18 protein-coding genes are annotated in these 19,130 nt (G+C 69.3%); 12 read left to right on the top strand and 6 right to left on the bottom strand.

Features of this window, described 5'->3' with window-relative positions; translation table 11 throughout:
- The first annotated feature begins 22 nt into the window (after positions 1-22).
- Complete coding sequence (locus ASPU41_RS15275; protein ID WP_442856201.1) at positions 23-1,795, top strand: long-chain-fatty-acid--CoA ligase; 1,773 nt, start codon at positions 23-25, stop codon at positions 1,793-1,795.
- A 9-nt stretch (positions 1,796-1,804) separates the two neighbouring features.
- Here the strand turns inward: ASPU41_RS15275 and ASPU41_RS15270 are convergent, their stop codons facing one another.
- Positions 1,805-2,314: a TspO/MBR family protein gene (locus ASPU41_RS15270; protein ID WP_069951625.1), complete on the bottom strand. Its 510-nt coding sequence runs from the start codon at positions 2,312-2,314 to the stop codon at positions 1,805-1,807.
- Positions 2,315-2,501: 187 nt separating this feature from the next.
- On the opposite strand from ASPU41_RS15270, the gene ASPU41_RS15265 reads away from it, so the two are divergent.
- Positions 2,502-4,853, top strand: coding sequence for an FdhF/YdeP family oxidoreductase (locus ASPU41_RS15265; RefSeq protein ID WP_069951624.1), 2,352 nt, complete (start codon positions 2,502-2,504; stop codon positions 4,851-4,853).
- A 237-nt stretch (positions 4,854-5,090) separates the two neighbouring features.
- On the opposite strand, the gene ASPU41_RS15260 is transcribed toward ASPU41_RS15265, so the two are convergent.
- On the bottom strand, positions 5,091-5,408 hold the full coding sequence (locus tag ASPU41_RS15260) for a DUF6457 domain-containing protein (RefSeq protein WP_069951623.1): 318 nt from the start codon (positions 5,406-5,408) through the stop codon (positions 5,091-5,093).
- A gap of 123 nt (positions 5,409-5,531) precedes the next feature.
- Positions 5,532-6,512 (bottom strand): LysR family transcriptional regulator, encoded by a 981-nt coding sequence (locus ASPU41_RS15255; RefSeq protein WP_069951622.1) that lies wholly within the window; start codon positions 6,510-6,512, stop codon positions 5,532-5,534.
- Between the two features lie 119 nt (positions 6,513-6,631).
- Here ASPU41_RS15255 and ASPU41_RS15250 point away from each other — a divergent pair, with 119 nt between their 5' ends.
- From ASPU41_RS15250 to ASPU41_RS15205, 10 genes are read left to right on the top strand one after another with little or no spacing between them, the layout of a single operon-like run.
- The gene (locus tag ASPU41_RS15250; protein WP_069952737.1) at positions 6,632-7,510 is read left to right on the top strand and encodes an FAD binding domain-containing protein; all 879 of its coding nucleotides are present in this window, start codon (positions 6,632-6,634) and stop codon (positions 7,508-7,510) included.
- Between the two features lie 5 nt (positions 7,511-7,515).
- Positions 7,516-8,076, top strand: coding sequence for a (2Fe-2S)-binding protein (locus ASPU41_RS15245; protein ID WP_069951621.1), 561 nt, complete (start codon positions 7,516-7,518; stop codon positions 8,074-8,076).
- Complete coding sequence (locus tag ASPU41_RS15240; protein ID WP_069951620.1) at positions 8,073-10,466, top strand: aerobic carbon-monoxide dehydrogenase large subunit; 2,394 nt, start codon at positions 8,073-8,075, stop codon at positions 10,464-10,466. The genes ASPU41_RS15245 and ASPU41_RS15240 overlap by 4 nt, the downstream gene beginning before the upstream one ends.
- Before the next feature lies 1 nt (position 10,467).
- The gene (locus ASPU41_RS15235; RefSeq protein ID WP_069951619.1) at positions 10,468-11,403 is read left to right on the top strand and encodes an XdhC family protein; all 936 of its coding nucleotides are present in this window, start codon (positions 10,468-10,470) and stop codon (positions 11,401-11,403) included.
- A complete protein-coding gene (locus ASPU41_RS15230; protein ID WP_069951618.1) occupies positions 11,387-12,037 on the top strand; it encodes a nucleotidyltransferase family protein in 651 nt (216 codons plus the stop codon). Before ASPU41_RS15235 ends, ASPU41_RS15230 begins: the two co-directional genes overlap by 17 nt.
- The gene (locus ASPU41_RS15225; RefSeq protein WP_157357020.1) at positions 12,034-12,957 is read left to right on the top strand and encodes an AAA family ATPase; all 924 of its coding nucleotides are present in this window, start codon (positions 12,034-12,036) and stop codon (positions 12,955-12,957) included. The genes ASPU41_RS15230 and ASPU41_RS15225 overlap by 4 nt, the downstream gene beginning before the upstream one ends.
- Positions 12,958-12,965: 8 nt before the next feature.
- Complete coding sequence (locus tag ASPU41_RS15220; protein ID WP_083266699.1) at positions 12,966-14,228, top strand: vWA domain-containing protein; 1,263 nt, start codon at positions 12,966-12,968, stop codon at positions 14,226-14,228.
- The gene (locus ASPU41_RS15215) at positions 14,228-15,073 is read left to right on the top strand and encodes an SRPBCC family protein (RefSeq protein WP_069951617.1); all 846 of its coding nucleotides are present in this window, start codon (positions 14,228-14,230) and stop codon (positions 15,071-15,073) included. Before ASPU41_RS15220 ends, ASPU41_RS15215 begins: the two co-directional genes overlap by 1 nt.
- Complete coding sequence (locus tag ASPU41_RS15210) at positions 15,066-16,193, top strand: XdhC family protein (protein ID WP_069951616.1); 1,128 nt, start codon at positions 15,066-15,068, stop codon at positions 16,191-16,193. Before ASPU41_RS15215 ends, ASPU41_RS15210 begins: the two co-directional genes overlap by 8 nt.
- 10 nt (positions 16,194-16,203) lie before the next feature.
- Entirely contained in the window at positions 16,204-16,929 is a 726-nt protein-coding gene (locus tag ASPU41_RS15205; RefSeq protein ID WP_069951615.1) for a DUF5134 domain-containing protein, read from the top strand.
- Here the strand turns inward: ASPU41_RS15205 and ASPU41_RS24080 are convergent.
- From ASPU41_RS24080 to ASPU41_RS15195, 3 genes are all read right to left on the bottom strand, one after another.
- The gene (locus tag ASPU41_RS24080; protein ID WP_442856253.1) at positions 16,904-17,035 is read right to left on the bottom strand and encodes an AraC family transcriptional regulator; all 132 of its coding nucleotides are present in this window, start codon (positions 17,033-17,035) and stop codon (positions 16,904-16,906) included. The genes ASPU41_RS15205 and ASPU41_RS24080 overlap by 26 nt on opposite strands.
- A gap of 153 nt (positions 17,036-17,188) precedes the next feature.
- Positions 17,189-18,256, bottom strand: a complete 1,068-nt coding sequence (locus tag ASPU41_RS15200) for a glycine betaine ABC transporter substrate-binding protein (protein ID WP_083266545.1) — start codon at positions 18,254-18,256, stop codon at positions 17,189-17,191.
- Positions 18,257-19,054, bottom strand: a complete 798-nt coding sequence (locus ASPU41_RS15195) for an ABC transporter permease (RefSeq protein ID WP_083266698.1) — start codon at positions 19,052-19,054, stop codon at positions 18,257-18,259. It lies immediately after the preceding gene.
- Between the last annotated feature and the right edge of the window lie 76 nt (positions 19,055-19,130).

Below are 19,130 nucleotides of genomic sequence, written 5' to 3'. Positions count from 1 at the left end.
CGGAATCCAGTGGCAAGGACTGATGATGAAGAAGAAATTCCTGCGGACGGCGCCCCCGGGCACGGCACAGCAGGCGCAGCCCTGGCGCGACCGCCCGTGGACCCGGTTTTACGGTCCGGGTGTTCCGGCGGACCTGGTGCTCCCTGAGGGTTCGCTCGTGGACCTCATGGACAGCTCCGTGCGCCGCTACGGCTCGAAGACCGCCCTGGAATTCTTCGGTGCCCGCACGAGCTACCGTGAGCTCGGCACCCTGATCAGCCGGGCGGCCGCCGGCCTGGCGAAACTGGGCGTCAAGGCCGGCGACAGGGTCGCCCTGGTGATGCCGAACTGCCCCCAGCACATCATTGCCTTCCACGCCGTGCTGCGCCTGGGCGCCGTCGTGGTCGAGCACAATCCCCTTTACACGGACCGGGAGCTGCGCCACCAGTTCGAGGACCACGGGGCCGCCGTCGCGATCGTCTGGGACAAATCGGTGCAGCGGGTCCGCCAGCTACCGGCCGACGTCGGGCTCCGCAGTATTGTCTCGGTGGAACTGATCCCCGCGATGCCGCTGCTGCAGCGGCTGGCGCTGCGGCTTCCGGTTGCCGCGGCCCGGACGGCACGCGCTGCCCTGACGGTGGGCAAGTCGCAGCCGAAGAGCCGGCCGGCGCCCGCCCTGCGGCCCGTGCTGCCGTGGCGCGAACTCCTGGATGCCGGAGAGTTGAAGAAGAAACATCCGCGCCCTTCGGCCCAGGATCTCGCCGTCCTTCAGTACACGTCCGGCACCACGGGATTGCCCAAGGCCGCCATGCTCAGCCACGCCAACCTGGGGGCGAACGCCGCGCAGGGCCGGGCCTGGGTGCCGGGGCTCAAGGACGGCCGGGAAACGGTGTACGCGGTGCTGCCGATGTTCCACGCCTACGGGCTGACGCTGTGCATGACCTTCGCCTTGAGCATCGGCGCGAAACTGGTCCTCTTCCCTAAGTTCGACGTCGACCTGGTGCTGAAGGCGCTGAAGAAGTCACCGGCGACCTTCCTGCCGGCCGTGCCGCCGATCTACGACCGGATCGCCGCCGCGGCGGCGGAACGCGGCGTCGGGCTGGAAAGCATCCGCTTCTCCATCTCCGGTGCCATGAACCTGCCGACGGCGACGGTGGACACCTGGGAGAAAGCGACCGGCGGCTACCTGATTGAGGGCTACGGGCTGACCGAAACCTCCCCGATCGCGATCGGAAACCCCTTTGGCCCCACCCGCAAGCCGGGAACCGTGGGAGTTCCTTTCCCGCTCACCGACATCCGGGTGGTGGACCCCAAAAACGTGGCGCTGGACCGTGGCCCCGGCGAGGAGGGGGAACTCCTGATCCGCGGCCCGCAGGTGTTCTCGGGCTACTGGAACCGGCCGGAGGAGACCGAGGAGGCCCTGCTCGAGGGCGGCTGGTTCCGCACCGGAGACATCGTTTCGGTGGACAATGACTACTTCGTCACGATCCGGGACCGGATCAAGGAACTGATTATTACCGGCGGCTTCAACGTCTCGCCCAGCGAGGTGGAGGACGTCCTCGCCACGTTCCCGGGCATCACGGAAGTCTCGGTGGTCGGGCTGCCCCGCCCGGGCGGGGGCGAAGACGTGGTCGCCGCCGTCGTGCCGATCCCGGGCACCACTATCGATCCGGACGCGCTCCTGGCCTTTGCCCGGGAGCACCTGACCGCCTACAAGGTGCCGCGCCGGGTGGTCGTGCTCGATTCGCTCCCCCGCTCCCTCATCGGCAAGGTCCTGCGCCGCGAGATCCGCGACACCCTCGTGGCGGGGCGCTGAGCCGGCGGGCTACCGCCTTCCCGCTCCGGGATTGAGCCGCGCGATGGCCGTCGACAGGACGGTGGCGAACCCGCACCACAGGGCGTAGGGGGCAAGGGACACTCCGGCAGTGCGGTTCAGGCGGTACGTGCGCCGCACCAGGTCGGCGCTGCTCACCGCCAGCACCGCGCACTCCGCCGCGGCCAGCCACGGCCGGCGGGCGCGCCAAAAAAGCCAACTCCACTTCGCGTTGAGGACGAGGTTGGCGGCCAGGGCAATTTTGTACGCGGAAATCTCCTGCCGCCGGGTTTCGCGGCCGGGCGTTTCCCCGGCATCCTGGCTGTCCACAGCGACGGCGGGACTCACGGCGAGGTCGGCATAGAGTGCCGTCCAGACCACGGGAAAGGCGATGGCGGGCGGCTGCCAGTCCGGTTTGCGCAGCCGCCGGTACCAGCTGCTGTCCGGATCCGTCGCTATTCCGCCGGCCGCTGCGGTTGCGGCGGTCGCGCCCGCCGTCCACACCACTGTCATCAGTTTCATCTCTGCTCCTCTGGTCCCGCCGCCCCGCGTACCGCACATGCTACGGAACGCGGGCGCCGCCGTCGACGGCAAATCCCTTGCGGCGCTCCGGGCCAACTGATAGGCCTGATACAGGCCAAAAGGTAGGGTGCTTGGTAGTAGAGACGCGCCAGCCTGAACAGGCGGTGGTTGCAGAAGGGAAGTTCACGTGACCCGCAAGAATCCCCAGGTCGAGGAAAACGACGAAAAAAACCTCGAGGTCGGAGGCGGTCCGAAGGACTGGGCCGCCGGAATCCCCGGTGTGCTGCACTCCATGAAGCCCGCGATCGAACACATGGGCTTGAACCGAACGCGCAAGACCGTTCTGGCGATGAACCAGAAGGATGGCTTCGACTGCCCGAGCTGCGCATGGCCGGATCCAAACCACCGCAAGACTTTCGAGTTCTGTGAAAACGGCGCTAAAGCCGTCACGTGGGAGGCGACGCCGGTGGTGATCGACCGCGCCTTCTGGGCGGAGCATTCCGTCAGCGAACTGCGGACCCACTCCGAATACTGGCTGGGGATGCAGGGCCGGCTCACCGAACCGGTCCACAAGCCGGCCGGCGAGGACCACTACAAGCCCGTCACCTGGCCCGAAGCGATCAGGATCATCGCGGACAAGCTCAAGAGTCTGGACTCGCCCGACGAGGCCGCTTTCTACACCAGCGGCCGCACCTCCAATGAGGCCGCCTTCCTCTACCAGCTGATGGTCCGCGGCTACGGCACCAACAACCTGCCGGACTGCTCCAACATGTGCCACGAATCCTCGGGCTGGGCGATGGGCCAGACCATCGGCATCGGCAAGGCCACCGTCAGCTTTGATGATTTTGCCAAAGCGGACCTGATCATCGTCATGGGCCAGAACCCGGGCACCAACCACCCGCGCATGCTGACCGAGCTGGAAGCGTGCAAGGAAAACGGCGGTGAGATCGTCGCCGTCAATCCCCTGCCGGAGACCGGCCTGCGCCGGTACAAGAACCCGCAGAAGGTCAAGGGCATCGTCGGCCGCGGCACGGAGATCGCGGACCAGTTCCTGCATATCCGCATCGGCGGCGACATGGCGCTGCTGCAGGCGATCTCCAAGCGCGTGCTCGACGCCGAGACCCGCAACCCGGGCACCGTGCTGGACCACGCGTTCCTCGCCGAGCACTGCGAGGGGCTGGAGGAGCTCCGGGAGCACCTCAGCCTCCTGGACGAGGACGCGGTTCTGACAGCGACCGGCCTGCGCACCGAGGAAATCGACGAACTCGCGGCCCGCTACCTCAAGGCCGAAAAAGTCATCATCACCTGGGCCATGGGCATCACGCAGCAGAAGAAGGGCGTGGCCACCATCAAGGAGATCATCAACCTGCTCCTGCTGCGCGGCAACATCGGCAAGCCCGGCGCCGGCGCCTCCCCCATCCGGGGCCACAGCAACGTCCAGGGCGACCGGACCATGGGCATCTGGGAGCAGATGCCGCAGTCCTTCATGGACTCTCTCGGCGAGGAATTCGGCTTTGATCCTCCCCGCGAACACGGTGTGGACGCGGTGGAGACCATCAACAAGATGCGCGACGGCGGGATCAGGGCCTTTGTGGCGCTCGGCGGCAACTTCGTCGGCGCCATCTCGGATACCAACGCGACCGAAGCGGCGATGCAGAACACCGAACTATCGGTGCAGATCTCCACGAAACTCAACCGGTCCCACACCGTGACCGGCGCCGAAGCCCTGATCCTGCCCACGATGGGCCGGAGCGAAATCGACATCCAGGAGTCCGGCCCGCAGTTCGTGTCGGTGGAAGACACCGTCTGCGCCGTCCACCCGTCATGGGGCAAGGTTGAACCGGTCTCGCACCATCTGCTCTCCGAGCCGGCGATCGTCAGCCGGCTGGGCAAGGCGCTGGTCGGGGACAAAATCAGGGCCGACTGGGACGGTTTCGAGAAGAACTACGACCTGATCCGGGACCACATCTCGAAGGTCGTGGGCGGCTGCGAGAACTACAACGAGCGGATCCGGCACGAGGGCGGCTTTATCCTGGCGAACGGGCCGCGGGATTCCCGCACCTTCCCGACACCGACGGGCAAGGCCGTGCTGACCGTCAACGACCTGGAGCACGTGGAGAAGCCGGAAGGCACGCTGATCCTGCAGAGCATGCGCTCACATGACCAGTTCAACACCACTATCTACGGGCACAACGACCGTTACCGGGGCATCAAGAAGGGCCGCCACGTTGTGTTCGTGAACCCGGAGGACATCGCGGAGCTGGGCCTGGCCGACGGCATGTTCGTGGATATCCGGGGTGAGTACCAGGACGGCGTGGAGCGTATGGTCCGCAAGTTCCGGGTGGTCTCCTACCCGACCGCACGCGGCTGCGCGGCGGCCTACTACCCCGAAGCGAACGTGCTGGTGCCGCTGAACCACACGGCCGAGGGCAGCAACACCCCCGTGTCCAAGGCCGTGATCGTGAGGCTCGAACCCAGCGAGGACCAGACCCCGGACGGTTCGGGACACGTGGCGTCCGGCGCGGCCCGGACGCAGTAGGCCTGCGCCCCGCGGACCCCTTCGGGACATGCCCCGCCCTAGGCTCAGGCACTGGACATAATGCCACCATGTCCACCCCTGCGCGCGACGGGAGGGCATGTCCCGCGGGGCCCGTTAGGCGCTCCACCGGACATGTCCCGCCCTGGGCCCAGGCACTGGACATAATGCCACCATGTCCACCCCTCCGCGCGAGGGCAGGGCATGTCCCGCGGAGGGTTGAGTGGATCGGCGCTGCGGCTACTGGGCCCGCTTGGCCCAGCCCTTTTCGTCGGGGCCGCCGGACTCGCCGTCCTCGCAGAGCTCGAGGACCTTGTTGGACGCAGCGTGGACGGCCTCCTGCGTGCTCTTTCGGCCGTCGGTCGACGCGGTTCCTGCGGCGTACCCGACGATGAAGGCGCTGATCGCATCCGCGTGCGGCCCGACGGCTTTCAGCGATTCGTCCGCGACCTGGACGATCTTCTCGTGGTCCACCTCCAGATCAAGGATCTGCAATGCCTGGATCAGGCGGGCGCTCCAGTGCCGCAGCGAGCTGTCTTCATCCGGGGTCAAAGTCATTGTTATTCCTCTTCGTAGGGTGCGTCAGTGGATCGTGTTCCCCACAAGGGTTAGCACCGGGACCCGAGTTCCGCAATGCGACACAGGCAAACCGGCGCAGGAAATCTCAATGGGGGACCTGTCTCAGCTCCACAACGCGACGTGGAACTTCGATCCGCGGCGTTCCAGTCCCCGGGAGCCGCCGGGGGCAACCATCGCGGCGGTCGCGTCGGCGGTGCCGGCGAAGCGCTGCAGCATCTGCGCCATCGTGGTGGTCCGGTGGTGGTCCAGGGTGCTCGCCCACCACAGTCCGCTGACCGGTGTCCCCACGACGGGCAGCCGGACGAGGACCCCGCTCTGGAGTTCGTCCCGGACAATGTGGCCGAGCGCCAGCATGATGCCCTCCCCCGCCCGCACCGCCGCCAGGGCTTCCGTCTCACTGCTGAGCCGGATGATCTCCGGCGCCACCCCGGTTGACGCCAGCCAGCGGCCCTCCTCCGAGTTCTCCTGGATCCCTGCCGGTCCGGCAAACCACGGCCGGTCCAGCAGGCGGGCCACGGACACCGGTCCGTGCAGCCCCGCCAGCGGATGCCCGGCCCCCGCAACCAGGGCCCGCTGGTAGCGCAGGAACGGAAGGCATTCCAGGCCCAGCCCAATGACAGCGGTACCCGCCGGCGCCGTCGGCCGGGCACCCAGGGCGATGTCGTACGCCCGCTCCTGCAGCAGGGAGGCAAGGTCCTCGGCGGACTCGACCACGACATCCACCGCAGCGCCGGGGACACGCTTGGTGAACAGGTCCAGCAGCCGGCCGGCCGCGTGTTCGGCAAAGGGCGCGGTGGAAACGATCCTCAGCCGGCCGGCGTCGTTCTTGGCGTTGGAGACCTCCCAGCGGGCCTGGTCCGCCAGCCCGACGATGTCCTGGGCATAGTCCGCCAGCGCCCTGCCGCCCGGGGTCAGCGCAATGCCTCCCGCGGCGCGCACGAAGAGCGGGTCCCCGAGGTCCTGCCGGAGCGCGGCCAGGGCGGAGGAAACCGCGGGCTCGCTGACACCCAGGGTCTCCGCGGCAGCGTGCAGTGAGCCCAGTCGGGCGACGAGGGCGAACGTGCGGAGCTGGCTCAATGTCATCGACACGGCGTCATAACCTTTCGCTTATGACGATATTGACACTCCGTACCAGGCGGGGCAAGACTGGCCTGAAATCGGTGCTGCGCCACGTTGCCAGCGCCCTGGGTGAGGTGGGGACTATGCAGATTCCGGCTCCTTTCGACTATGTGCGGGCCACGTCCGTGGACAACGCCCTGGAACTCCTCTCGCGCCACGGCCCGGAGTCACGGGTTATCGCCGGGGGCCACAGCCTCCTGCCGATGATGAAGCTCCGGCTGTCCCGGCCCGAGTGGCTGATCGATATCAACGACCTCTACGAACTCGACTTCATCCTGCGCGACGGCGACAAACTGCGGATCGGGGCGCTGACACGGCACACGACACTCCTGGAATCGGACGAGATCGCGGCGCTCTTCCCGATCGTCCGCGACGCCGAAGCAGTAATCGCCGACCCGGTCGTCCGGAACCGCGGAACCATCGGCGGATCACTCTGCCAGGCCGACCCGGCCGAGGACCTGTCCACGGTCTGCGATGTGCTGGGCGCGGACGCCGTGATCCGGGGACCGGCCGGTGAGCGCATCCTGGCGATGGCCGACTTCCACCGCGGACCGTATGAGACGGCGGTGGGCCAGGACGAGCTGCTGTGTGAGCTGCGCTTCCCGATCCGCCCCCGTTCCGGCAGCGCCTACGAGAAGGTCGAGCGCCGGGTGGGTGACTGGGCGGTCGGCGCCGCCGGCGCATCCGTGACCCTCGCGGAGGACGGCACCATCGCCGACGCCGCCCTTGGACTCACCGCCCTCGGGCTCGACCACACCGTCCCGGGGACCGCAGAACTGCTCCGCGGCCAGCAGCCCCGGGAGGAACTTTTCGTGGAGGCCGGACGGCTCGCCGCGGCAGCCTGCGACCCCGTGGCCGACCAGCGCGGCCCGATTGACTACAAACGGCACCTTGCCGACGAACTCACCCGGCGGGTGCTGCGACAGGCCAGTGCCCGCGCCGCCCGGACCCAGGAAGGCTGAAGCGGATGCAGATCAGCATGACCGTCAACGGCAACGAAGTCACGTCCGACATTGAGCCCCGTGTGCTCCTGGTCCACTACATCCGGGAGGTCCTCGGCCTGACCGGTACGCACTGGGGATGCGACACCAGCAACTGCGGGACCTGCGTGGTCCTGATGGACGGCCAGCCGGTGAAGTCCTGCACCGTTCTGGCGGCGATGGCAGCCGGACATGACATCCGGACGGTCGAGGGACTCGCCACCGGGGCGACCCTAGACCCGGTCCAGCAGGGGTTCATGGAGGAACACGGGCTGCAGTGCGGTTTCTGCACTCCCGGGATGATGCTGACCGCCCGCGCCCTGCTCGACAAGAACCCGCACCCGGACACCACCGAGATCCGGCAGGCCATTTCGGGCCAGATCTGCCGGTGCACCGGCTACGCCACGATCGTCCGCTCGGTGCAGTGGGCGGCTGACCACCCGGCGGGCGGGGACAGCGACGCAACGGCCGACGAGGTCCTCGACGGCACGGACACCGTGGTTGAGGACATTGCAGCCGAGACCCAAGAGGCAGAGGTGAAGGCATGACCGTCATCCACGAACGGCCCACCAATCCGGCGGCCGGCGACGAGGACCGCCCGATCGGCTACGGCCGGATCCAGCGGAAGGAAGATCCGCGCTTTGTCCGCGGCAAAGGCAACTACCTGGACGACATTGTCCTGCCCGGCATGCTGCACGGCGCGATCCTGCGCGCCCCCGTAGCCCACGCCCGGCTGGTCTCCATCGACACCACCAACGCCCTGGCCCACCCCAAGGTCCTCGCCGTCATCACCGGCAAGGACCTGATTGGCCTCAAGCTGGCGTGGGCCCCCACCCTCTCCGCGGACGTGCAGGCCGTTCTGGTGACGGACAAGGTCCGCTTCCAGGGCCAGGAGGTTGCGTTCGTCGTGGCGGAGGACCGCTACGCCGCCCGTGACGCACTGGAGCTGATCGACGTCGAATACGAAGTCCTGCCCCCGGTCATCGACGCCCGGAAGGCCCTCGACGTCGATGCCCCGGTGATCCGCGACGAGATCGAGGGCAAGACGGACAACCACATCTTCGACTGGGAAATGGGCGACAAGGCCGAAACCGAGGCTGTCTTCGCGAGCGCCGACGTTGTCGTCTCCCAGGAGATGGTCTACCCGCGGGTGCACCCGGCGCCGATGGAGACCTGCGGGGCGATCGCCGACTTCGACGCCGTCGACGGCAAGCTCACCCTGTACGAAACCACCCAGGCACCGCACGCGCACCGGACCCTGTTCGCGATCGTTGCGGGGATCCCCGAGCACAAGATCCGGGTGGTGTCCCCGGACATCGGCGGCGGCTTCGGCAACAAGGTGGGCATCTACCCGGGCTACATCCTCGCGGTGGTCGGGTCCATCGTCACCGGCAAGCCGGTGAAATGGGTGGAGGACCGCTCGGAGAACCTGATGTCCACCTCCTTCGCCCGCGACTACATCATGCAGGGCGAGATCGCGGCGACCAAGGACGGCAAGATCCTCGCGGTGCGCACCAACGTCCTCGCAGACCACGGCGCGTTCAACGCCACCGCGCAGCCCACCAAGAACCCGGCAGGCTTTTTCTCTATCTTCACCGGAAGCTATGACCTAAAAGCCGCGTACTGCAGCGTCACAGGCGTCTACACGAACAAGGCACCCGGCGGCGTCGCCTACGCCTGCTCGTTCCGCGTCACGGAGGCCGTCTACCTGGTCGAGCGGATGGTGGACATCCTGGCCCGCAAGCTGGAGATGGATCCGGCGGAACTGCGGTTGAAGAACTTCATCAAACCCGAACAGTTCCCGTACGCCAACAAGACTGGCTGGGTGTACGACTCCGGCAACTACGAGCCCGCGATGCGGCTGTCCATGCAGCTGGCCGGCTACGACGAGCTGCGCCGCGAGCAGCAGGAGAAGCGGGCGCGCGGTGAACTCATGGGGATCGGCATCTCGTTCTTCACCGAGACCGTGGGCGCCGGCCCACGCAAGCACTTCGACATTGTCGGCCTCGGCATGGCCGACGGCGCCGAACTGCGGGTCCATCCCACGGGCAAGGCCGTCGTCCGGCTCTCGGTGCAAAGCCAGGGCCAGGGCCACGAGACCACCTTCGCGCAGATCGTCGCCGAGGAGCTCGGCATCCCGCCCGAGGATATCGACGTCGTCCACGGCGACACCGACCAGACACCGTTCGGCCTTGGCACCTACGGGAGCCGCTCGACGCCGGTGAGCGGCGGCGCCGTCGCCCTCGTTGCCCGCAAGGTGCGGGAGAAGGCGAAGCTGATCGCCGCGGCCATGCTGGAGACGCGGCCCGAGGACCTTGAATGGGAGAAGGGCCGCTGGTTCGTCAAGGGCGATCCCAGCGCCGGGAAGACCATCGCCGAAATCGCCATGGCGGCCCACGGCACCATGACGCTGCCCGAGGGGGTCGACGGCAACCTCGATGCCGAGGTCACCTACGACCCGCCGAACCTGACGTTCCCGTTCGGCGCCTACATCTGTGTGGTGGACATCGACCCGGGCACCGGGCACGTGAAGGTGCGCCGCTTCATCGCGGTGGACGACTGCGGCACCCGGATCAACCCGATGATCATCGAGGGCCAGGTGCACGGCGGGCTGACCGACGGCGTCGGGATGGCCCTGATGGAGATCATCGAGTTCGACGCCGACGGCAACTGCCTGGGCGGGTCCTTTATGGACTACCTGATCCCGACCGCGATGGAAGTGCCGGACTGGGAAACCGGCTTCACCGTCACCCCGTCCCCGCACCACCCCATCGGGGCGAAAGGCATCGGCGAGTCCGCCACCGTCGGTTCACCGCCGGCGATCGTGAACGCCGTCGTCGACGCGCTGGCCCCCTACGGGGTGGTCCACATGGACATGCCCTGCACACCGGCCCGGGTCTGGGCGGCCATGCAGGGCCGGGCAAGGCCGCCGATCTGACATGACACCGATTGGAGAGTCCCTTGCGGCCCGGGCGAATGACCTCGCCTCCCGCCGTGAGCCGTTCGTGCACGCCACGGTGGTCCGCGCCCAGCATCCCACCAGCGCCCACGCCGGGGACACCGCCCTGATCCTGCCGAGCGGCGAGATCCAGGGCTTCGTGGGCGGGAACTGCGTCGAGTCCTCGGTGCGGGAGTACAGCCTGCAGGTCCTGGCCTCGCAGGAACCCCTGCTGCTGCGGGTGCTCCCCGGCGAACCGTCCCGCAGCGCAGGGGACGGCGCGGTCGAGGTGTCCAACCCGTGCCTGAGCGGCGGGGCCATCGAGATCTTCCTCCAGCCGCGCCTCCCGGCGCCCCGGGTTCTTGTGGTGGGAACCACGCCCGTGGCCCAGGCCCTGGCGACCCTCGGCGCCGGCGTCGGCCTGGCCGTGGAACTCACCGACGGGGAATCGGCGGCGCCGCAGGCCGGCGACGCGGCGCTGATCGTGGCCTCGCACGGCAAGGCGGAGGAGGTCGCGCTCGAGGCCGCACTGCGCGCCGGCGTGCCGTATGTCGCGCTCGTGGCCAGCGGAACCCGGGGCGCCGCGGTGCTGGATTCCCTCGACGTGGACCAGGCGCAGCGCTCCCGCGTCTTCACCCCGGCCGGGCTGCAGCTGGGCGCCCGCACCCCCGGCGAGATCGCGCTCTCGATCCTGGCCCAGCTCATCCAGGAGCGGTCGAAGTCCCGGCACGCCGCGCCGGCACAGGCCCAGGGGCAGGCCGTTGTCCCGGCGCCGGAAGCTCCGGCGACGGCGGTCGACCCTGTCTGCGGCATGACCGTCGCCGCCGTGCAGTCCTCCCTGCAGCTCGAGCACAACGGCGTCACCGTGTACTTCTGCTCGCCCGGCTGCCGTGCGGCCTTCCGCAAAGATCCGGAGCGCTATGCCCTCACTCTCTGAACGTCCGCCCGCCAAACACCGGACGGCGGGGCTGATCCTGGCGGCCGGGGCGTCCCGGCGGCTGGGCCGGCCCAAGCAGCTGCTCCCCTACGGCCACGGCGTCCTCCTCGACGCGGTGCTGGCCACTGCCCGGGACTGCGGCTTCGACCAGACGGTGCTGGCCCTGGGAGGTTCAGCCGGGGAGGTGCAGCGAACGGTTGACACCACCGGCTGCAGGGTCGTGCTCAATCCGGACTTCGGGGAGGGCTGTTCCTCCTCGATCGCCGCCGGCCTCGCGGCCCTCCACCCGGACACGGACGCCGTGGTCCTGCTGCTCGGTGACCAGCCGGGTGTCCGGGCCGAAAGCGTGCGGGCCTTGCTGGAGCTCCTGTTCACCGGCGGGCCCGGCAGCGGCCGGGGCGTCCCCGGCATCGCCGTCTGCCGCTACGAGGACGGCCTCGGCCATCCCCTCGCGTTCGCCCGGCGGATGTTCCCCGCACTGGCCGCCCTGCACGGCGACAAGGCAGTCTGGAAGCTGCTGGAGCAGCGCGGGGACGACGTCGCCGCCCTCCCCGTTCCGGGGACTGTGCCGCCCGACGTCGACACGGAAGAGGACTACCGCCGGGTCCTGGCCGGGCTGGAGGGCGCGTTGTGAGCACGGCGGCACGCTCCGGGGCGGAGGAGGATGTCCAGCGGCGGATTCCCGACGTCGCCTCGCTGGTCTCGGCGCTGGACAGCAACGACTACCTGGCCGACGTCGGGCTGGCCACGGCCCTGTTCCTGGCCGTCCGGCTGCCGCAGCCGATCCTGCTGGAGGGCGAGGCGGGCGTCGGCAAGACCGAGGCGGCGAAGGCCCTGGCCGAGCTGCTGGACACGCCGCTGTACCGTCTGCAGTGCTACGAGGGAATCGACGCCGGCGAAGCCCTCTACGAGTGGAACCACCAGCGGCAGCTGCTCGGGATCCGGCTGGCGGAGGTCCGGGACGCCTCCGTCACCGAAACCGACCTCTTCGGCCCCGAGTACCTGCTGCGCCGTCCGCTGCTGCAGGCAATCGAACATCCCGGACCGCGCCCCGCAGTCCTGCTGCTGGACGAAATCGACCGCGCCGACGCCGAGTTCGAGGCCTTCACCTTCGAACTGCTCGCCGAGGCCGCAGTCACCATCCCGGAACTGGGCACGATCCGGGCCACCCACCCGCCGATCGTCATCCTCACCTCCAACCGGACGCGGGACCTGCACGACGCCCTGACCCGGCGCTGCCTCTACCACTGGATCGACTACCCCGGCCCGGAACGGATCGCGGAAATCGTGCGCCGGCGGGTGCCCGCCAGCAGCGGCCCGCTGGCTTTGCAGGCCGCCGCGGTGATCACGAAGCTGCGCACCCTGGACCTCGCCAAACCGCCGGGGATCTCCGAGGCCATTGACTGGGTCTCCGCGCTCGCCGTGCTGGGCATCGACCACATAGACGCCACGACGGCGGATCAGACCCTCGGCTCGGTCGTCAAGAACCGCGATGACCTGGAACTCGTCGCCGCCCGCGGGGCCGACTGGCTCGTGGCCGGCACGGGCGGGTGAACCTGCTGATGACCCCGACCACGCAGGCCACGGCCGCGCTCCCCACGGTGGAGGCTGCCAGCCTGGCTGCGGCCTTCGTCACCGCGCTGCGCCGGGCCGGGCTGTCCTGCTCGCCGGACCGGGCAGTCCGGCTGGCCGAAGCCCTCCGCCTGGTCCCGCCCCGCGATGTCGACACGCTGTACTGGGCGTCCCGGGTGGTGCTGGTGTCCACAAGGGTGCAACTGACGGTCTTCGACGCCGTGTTCGACGCCGTGTTCCGCGGCGGCTTCAACCCCGCCGCACAGCCCCGGAGTCCCGTGGCCCCGGCCGCGCCACCGCCGGGCGGTGCCGAGGAGGCACGCACCCGGCCCTCCCCGGCCGAGGACCGCGCCCCGGGACAGACGCCGGCGCAACCACGGACGGCGCCGGCGATTGCCTCGGCCGGTCCGGACAGCGGGGACCGCAACGCCCCGGAGCGGGAGGCGGTGCTGGCCATGGCCTCCCCCGAGGAGCGGCTGCACCAGATGTCCTTCGACCTGCTCTCCGGGGAGGAAGTCCAGGAGATCAGGCGGCTGGCGGCCCGGCTGCTGCTGGCCACCCCGCGGCGCCTGGGCCGCCGGACGCGCAAGTCGGCCCACAGCAGCGCCCGGCTGGACGTCCGCGCCACGGTCCGCGCGGCCCGGCGCTCGGGCACCGACACCACCCGGCTGCTGTATGCACGGCGCCGCGAGCAGCGCCGCAAGCTGGTGATGCTGTGCGATGTCTCCGGGTCGATGGAACCGTATGCGCGGATCTTCGTGGCGCTGCTGCAGGGAGCCGTGGCAACTGCCGGGGCCGAGGCCTTCGTGTTTTCCACCCGGCTGACGCGCCTGACCCGGCAGCTGGCGCTCCGCGATCCTGACGAGGCCCTGGCCCGCGCGGCCGTGGCGGCCCCGGACTGGGCGGGCGGCACCCGGATCGCAGACAGCATCCGGCGCTTCGTCGACGAACACGGCCGCCGCGGCCTGGCCCGCGGCGCGGTGGTGGTGATCTTCTCGGACGGCTGGGCGCAGGAGGACCCGGAACAGGTGGCGGTCCAGATGGCGCGGCTGCGCCGCCTGGCGCACCGGATCATCTGGGTTAATCCGCGCAAGAGCGCTCCGGATTACCGGCCGCTGGTCGGCGGGATGGCGGCGGCCCTGCCGTATTGCGATGACTTCGTCAGTGGACACAGCTACACGGCTTTGGCGGACGTGGCAGCCGCAATCCGCGGCGACGGCCGGCCATCACTCAAGGGAAGAGGGAACAGCTAATGCAGATAGACAGCACTTTTTCGGTCGTCGCACCGATCGACACGGTCTGGGACACCATCATGGATTTCGAACGCGTGGCCGGCTGTGTCCCCGGCGCCAAGATCCTGAACAAGCTCTCGGACGACGCCTACCAGGTGGGGATGACGGTGAAGCTTGGCCCGGTCAACATGCAGTACAAGGGCCTGCTGAACGTTGTGGAGCGCAACGCCGAGGAACACCGGGCCGTGCTGGGCGGCAAAGCCCAGGAAACCCGCGGCCAGGGAACCGCCGAGGCCACGGTGACGCTGCTCCTGACCGAAGAGGCCGGCGGCACAACCCGCGGCACCGTCAATGCCGATCTGTCGCTGTCCGGCAAGGCCGCCGCGATGGGCAAGGGGGTGATCGGCAGTGTCACCGAACAGATGATGGCACTGTTCGCCAGCAATCTTCAGGCCATGATCACCGCGCCGGGGGCCGCCGGGACCTCGGCAACCGGGGTGGCGGCAGGGCTCGACGCGGAAGCGGAGGCGGAAGCCGCTGCGGCGAAGGTCGCCGCTGCGACGGCACCGGCACCGTCGTCTGAACTTCCTGGTTTGCCGCCGAGCGCCGTGCCCGCAACGGCCGGGGCCGCCCGGGCGCCTGTCCCTGCGTCCGCCCCGGCATCCGGACCTGCACCTGCACCTGCACCTGCAGGCAGCCTGGACGCCCTCAGCCTGGCGAAGGGGATCGCGGCGGACCAGCTGTCCAGCCCCGGGAAGGTCCTGGCGCTCGTGGCCGTCGTGGCGTGCGTCTCCTACTGGGCGGGCCGTCTGTCCGCTTTCCGGATGATCCGGGCGATCGGCAGGCTGAAGCTCGACCGTGCGTGATGTCCTGGCGGCCATGATGCCGGGCTGGCGGAAAGGTGACACCGCCGGCCTGGCCACCGTAGTGAGCACCTTCAAGTCGGCCCCGCGGCTTCCGGGCGCGTCGATGCTGGTCACCGCCGAAGGGGAAGCAGTCGGCTCGGTCTCCGGCGGCTGCGTCGAGGGCGCCGTGTACGAGCTCGCCACGCAGGTCAGGCAGGACGGCACTCCCGTTCTGGTGCGCTATGGCATCAGCGACGACGATGCGTTCGCGGTCGGACTGACCTGCGGCGGGATCATCGATATCTTCGTCGAGCCGGTGTCCCGGAACAGCTTCGCCGAACTCGACGCCGTTATGCAGGACATCGCCGGGGAACGGCGCGTCGGGGTCGCCACGGTCATCGAACACCCGGACCCCGCCTGGCTGGGCCGTCACCTGGTGGTGCGGCCGGACGGCTTCGAGGGCGACCTCGGATCCGAGCGGGCCAACCACGCCGTGGGCGATGACACACAGGGCCTGCTGGCCGCCGGCCGCTCCGGCATCCTGAGCTACGGCCCTGACGGGGAACGGCTGGACGCCGGGATGCGGGTCTTCTTCGCCAGCTACGCCCCGCCGCCGCGGATGCTGGTGTTCGGCGCCATCGACTTCGCCTCGGCCCTGGCCCGGCTGGGAACCTTCCTGGGCTACCGCGTCACGGTATGTGATGCCCGGGCTGTTTTTGCGACCCCGGCACGCTTTCCCGATGCGGCGGAGGTGGTCAACGCCTGGCCGCACCGCTACCTCGCCGAACAGCTGGACGAGGGCCTGGTGGACGAACGCACCGTCATGTGCGTGCTCACGCACGATCCGAAGTTCGATATTCCGCTGCTGGACGTTGCCTTGCGGGCCCCGCCGATAGCCTTCATCGGTGCCATGGGTTCGCGCCGGACGCACGCCGACAGGGTTGCCAGGCTACGGGAGGCGGGCCTGGGCGAGGACGCGCTGGCTCGGCTGCACAGTCCGGTGGGCCTCGACCTGGGCGCCCGGACCCCCGAGGAGACGGCCGTGTCCATCGCCGCGGAGTTCATCGCCGAGCAGTGGAACGGAAGCGGGGAACCACTCCGGCAGCTCGGGGAACGCATCCACCACGACGAGCAGCATTGACCGGGCACCGTTGATCGCGAACGATCTCCTGCGCTGGGGGCTGACGGCACCGCTGCTGGCAGCGGCACTCTACGCGGCGTTCCGCGCCGGCCGCAAGTCGCCGCCGGCCACCCGGGTCGGGTTTGGACTCCACGCCGCCATGATGGCGGCCATGGTGCTGATGCTCACCCCGGGATTCAGCTGGGCCGTGCTTCCCCAGATCCTTTTCTTCGGCCTGGCCGCCTGGTGGTTCATCCTCCGGGCCGTCTCCCGGCGTCCCGTGGCCCCGGCGGGGCCGGGACCGGGGCGCAGTCGCCTTCCGCGGCGAGCCGGCCCCGGGTGTCTGCTGTACGAGGCGCTGACCATGGCCGCGATGGCCTACATGCTGGCGGCCATGGACGTCCGGGGCGCCCACGGCACGCTGGCGGAGCCCGGAACCGCGGAGCTTCCGGGCAGCGCGGGACACCACGGCGGGGCCGCGGCCGGGCTGTCACTCCCCGTGCCCCTGCCGGACTCGCTTCCGGGCTGGAGCCACCAGCCCGCCCTCGTTTTGGCGGTTGCCTTCGGTGCAGCAGGAGCGGTGTGGGGCGCACTCCTGTTCCGGCGGCTCCGCGCCGATGGCGGCCAATGGAGCCGCACTTTCGCTGGCAGCGGCAGCGGCAGCGGCAGCAGCAGTCACACTGGCTGCGGCGAGGCGTTCCTGCAACTGGTGGCCGCGGCCTCGATGGCTGTTATGTTCGCGGGTCTCGCGGGGTGACACCGGACAGCGCCGCGGCCCGGTACTCCGCAGGGGCCTGGCCCGTGTGCTCCTTGAAGAGCTGGCTGAAGTAGGACTGGTTCTTGAACCCGTTGCGGTGGCTCAGGACGCTGACCGGGACATCTGCCAGGCGCGGGTCCCGCCGCCGTCGCCGTCTCGGCCCGGAACACCTCCGACGCCCCCGCTGCTTGCGTTCCTGACAGCCGCCCCGGCCCGGGAGGCCTATAGCGATGCCGGGCTGGAGGCTGTCTGATCCTGCCTAGGGAGCCCCGGTGAGGAAGCCCTGTTCCTGCATCCACTCGAAGGCGACATCCGCCGGCTCCTGGCCGTCGACGTCGACCTTGAGGTTGAGGCCCCGCATCGTTGTATCCGTCCACAGCGGGGAAATCTGCGCGAGGATTCCTTCAAGCTCCGGGTGCGCAGCCAGGGTCTCGGAGTAGAACACCGGCGCCACGTTGTAGGCGGGGAAGAACTTTTTGTCATCGGTGAGCACTGTCAGACCCAGCGCGTCGATCCGGCCGTCAGTGGCAAAAACCTCGCCGAGGGTACACACGCCGTTGTCCGTGGCGCTGTAGACGGCTCCGACGTCGTACAGGCCGATGTTGCGCTCCGGCACTCCGGACTCGGAGCCCCGGTCCAGGCCGTAGTGCTTGAGCATCGGTCCGAAGCCGTCGGGCCGGGAGTTGAACTCCGGCTCAACGCAGAACGTCCGCTGGTCAACCGGCAGCTTGGCGAGGTCGGACAAGGTGCTCAGCCCGTACTCGGCGGCGGTTTCGTTTGTCACGGCGAGCGCGTAGGTGTTGTTCAGCGGAGCCTTGGCGCCCCAGGTCAGGCCGTTGCCCAGGTCTTCGTCATGCACGGCCTGCCACTGTGCGTCCTGCTCCGGGATGCCTGACGGGTGCCCCATGAAGGACAGCCAGGCGGTGCCCGTGTACTCCCAGATGATGTCCGCTTTTCCGGCGAGCATGAGGGAGCGGGTGGGCTGGCTGCCGGGAACGTTTGTCAGGTCCGAGACCGTAAAGCCGGCGGTCCTGGCGGCGAGTACCGCCATCTTGCCCAGGATCAGCCCCTCGGTGTTGTTCCGTCCGGTGACGGTCACCTCCGCTCCCGCCGCACCCGCAACGGGCTGGATGGTGCCCGGCCCGGCGTCGGGAACGTAGGAAGCGGCCGGCGCCAGGCCGCAGCCGGTCAGGAGGGCCACGGCAGCCAGCACCATGCCCAGCGCACCGGAGCGGGCGCGCAGCGGCGTGTTTGACCCCTTGGGGGTGGTTTCCTGCCCCTTCGTCCGTCCGGCGCCTGCCGGTTGGTTCGATTCAAAAGTCAGCATCTACAGTCCCTTCGGACGGGCCACGTGTTCGACGACCCGACCCACCCAGTCGATAAACAGCGCCAGCACGGCAACCAGCAAGGATCCGACCACCAGGACGGCGGGCAGATTGAGCTGGACGCCGGTGGTGATCAGAATCCCCAGGCCACCTCCATTGATGAAGGTTGCCAGCGCGGCGGTCCCCACCAGCAGCACCAACGCCGTCCGGATACCGGCGAGCATGATCGGGACGGCCATCGGCAACTCCACTTTGAACAGGACCGAGGCAGCCGTCATGCCCATTCCGCGGCCGGCTTCCACCAGCCGCTGGTCCACGTGCTGGAGCCCCACCATGGTGTTCCGCAGCACCGGCAGGACTCCGTACAGGACGAGGGAAATGACGGCGGCCCAGAAACCGAAGCCCAGCCAGAAGGCCAGGAGCACCACGAGCCCGATGGAAGGCGCAGCCTGGCCGATATTCGCCAGGACCAGCACCGGACCGCTCAGGAAGCGCAGCTTCCGGCGGGTCAGGGCAATTCCCAGGGGAACGGCCACGACCAGCACGATCGCAGCCGACAGCAGCGTCAGCTGGAGATGTTCCAGGGTGTGGGCCCACAGGGCGGCGGGAGCCAGGGTCGTCAGTTCCGCGGGCGACAGGTCCGCGAGGAGCAGCCATCCAACGAGGAGGGAGAGGACGGCGGTGATGCCCAGGAGCTGATAGCCCAGCGCGCGCCAGGAGCGCTGGGCGGTGCCGGCATCGGCGTCGGCACCCCGGGCTGACTCGGCGTCGGGCGCCCCGGCATCCGGCGCGGCCGGCATCTCCGCCCCGGGCTGCCCGGCGTCGTGCCCGCCCGGGGTCGGCGGGCGCTGCCCCGGATGCCTCATTGTCCTGCCC

Origin of the sequence: Arthrobacter sp. U41, assembly GCF_001750145.1 — a bacterium.
In the GTDB taxonomy this organism is placed as follows: Bacteria; Actinomycetota; Actinomycetes; order Actinomycetales; family Micrococcaceae; genus Arthrobacter.
Note: the sequence above shows the minus strand (reverse complement) of the source record. Positions and strands in the feature narration are given on the sequence as shown.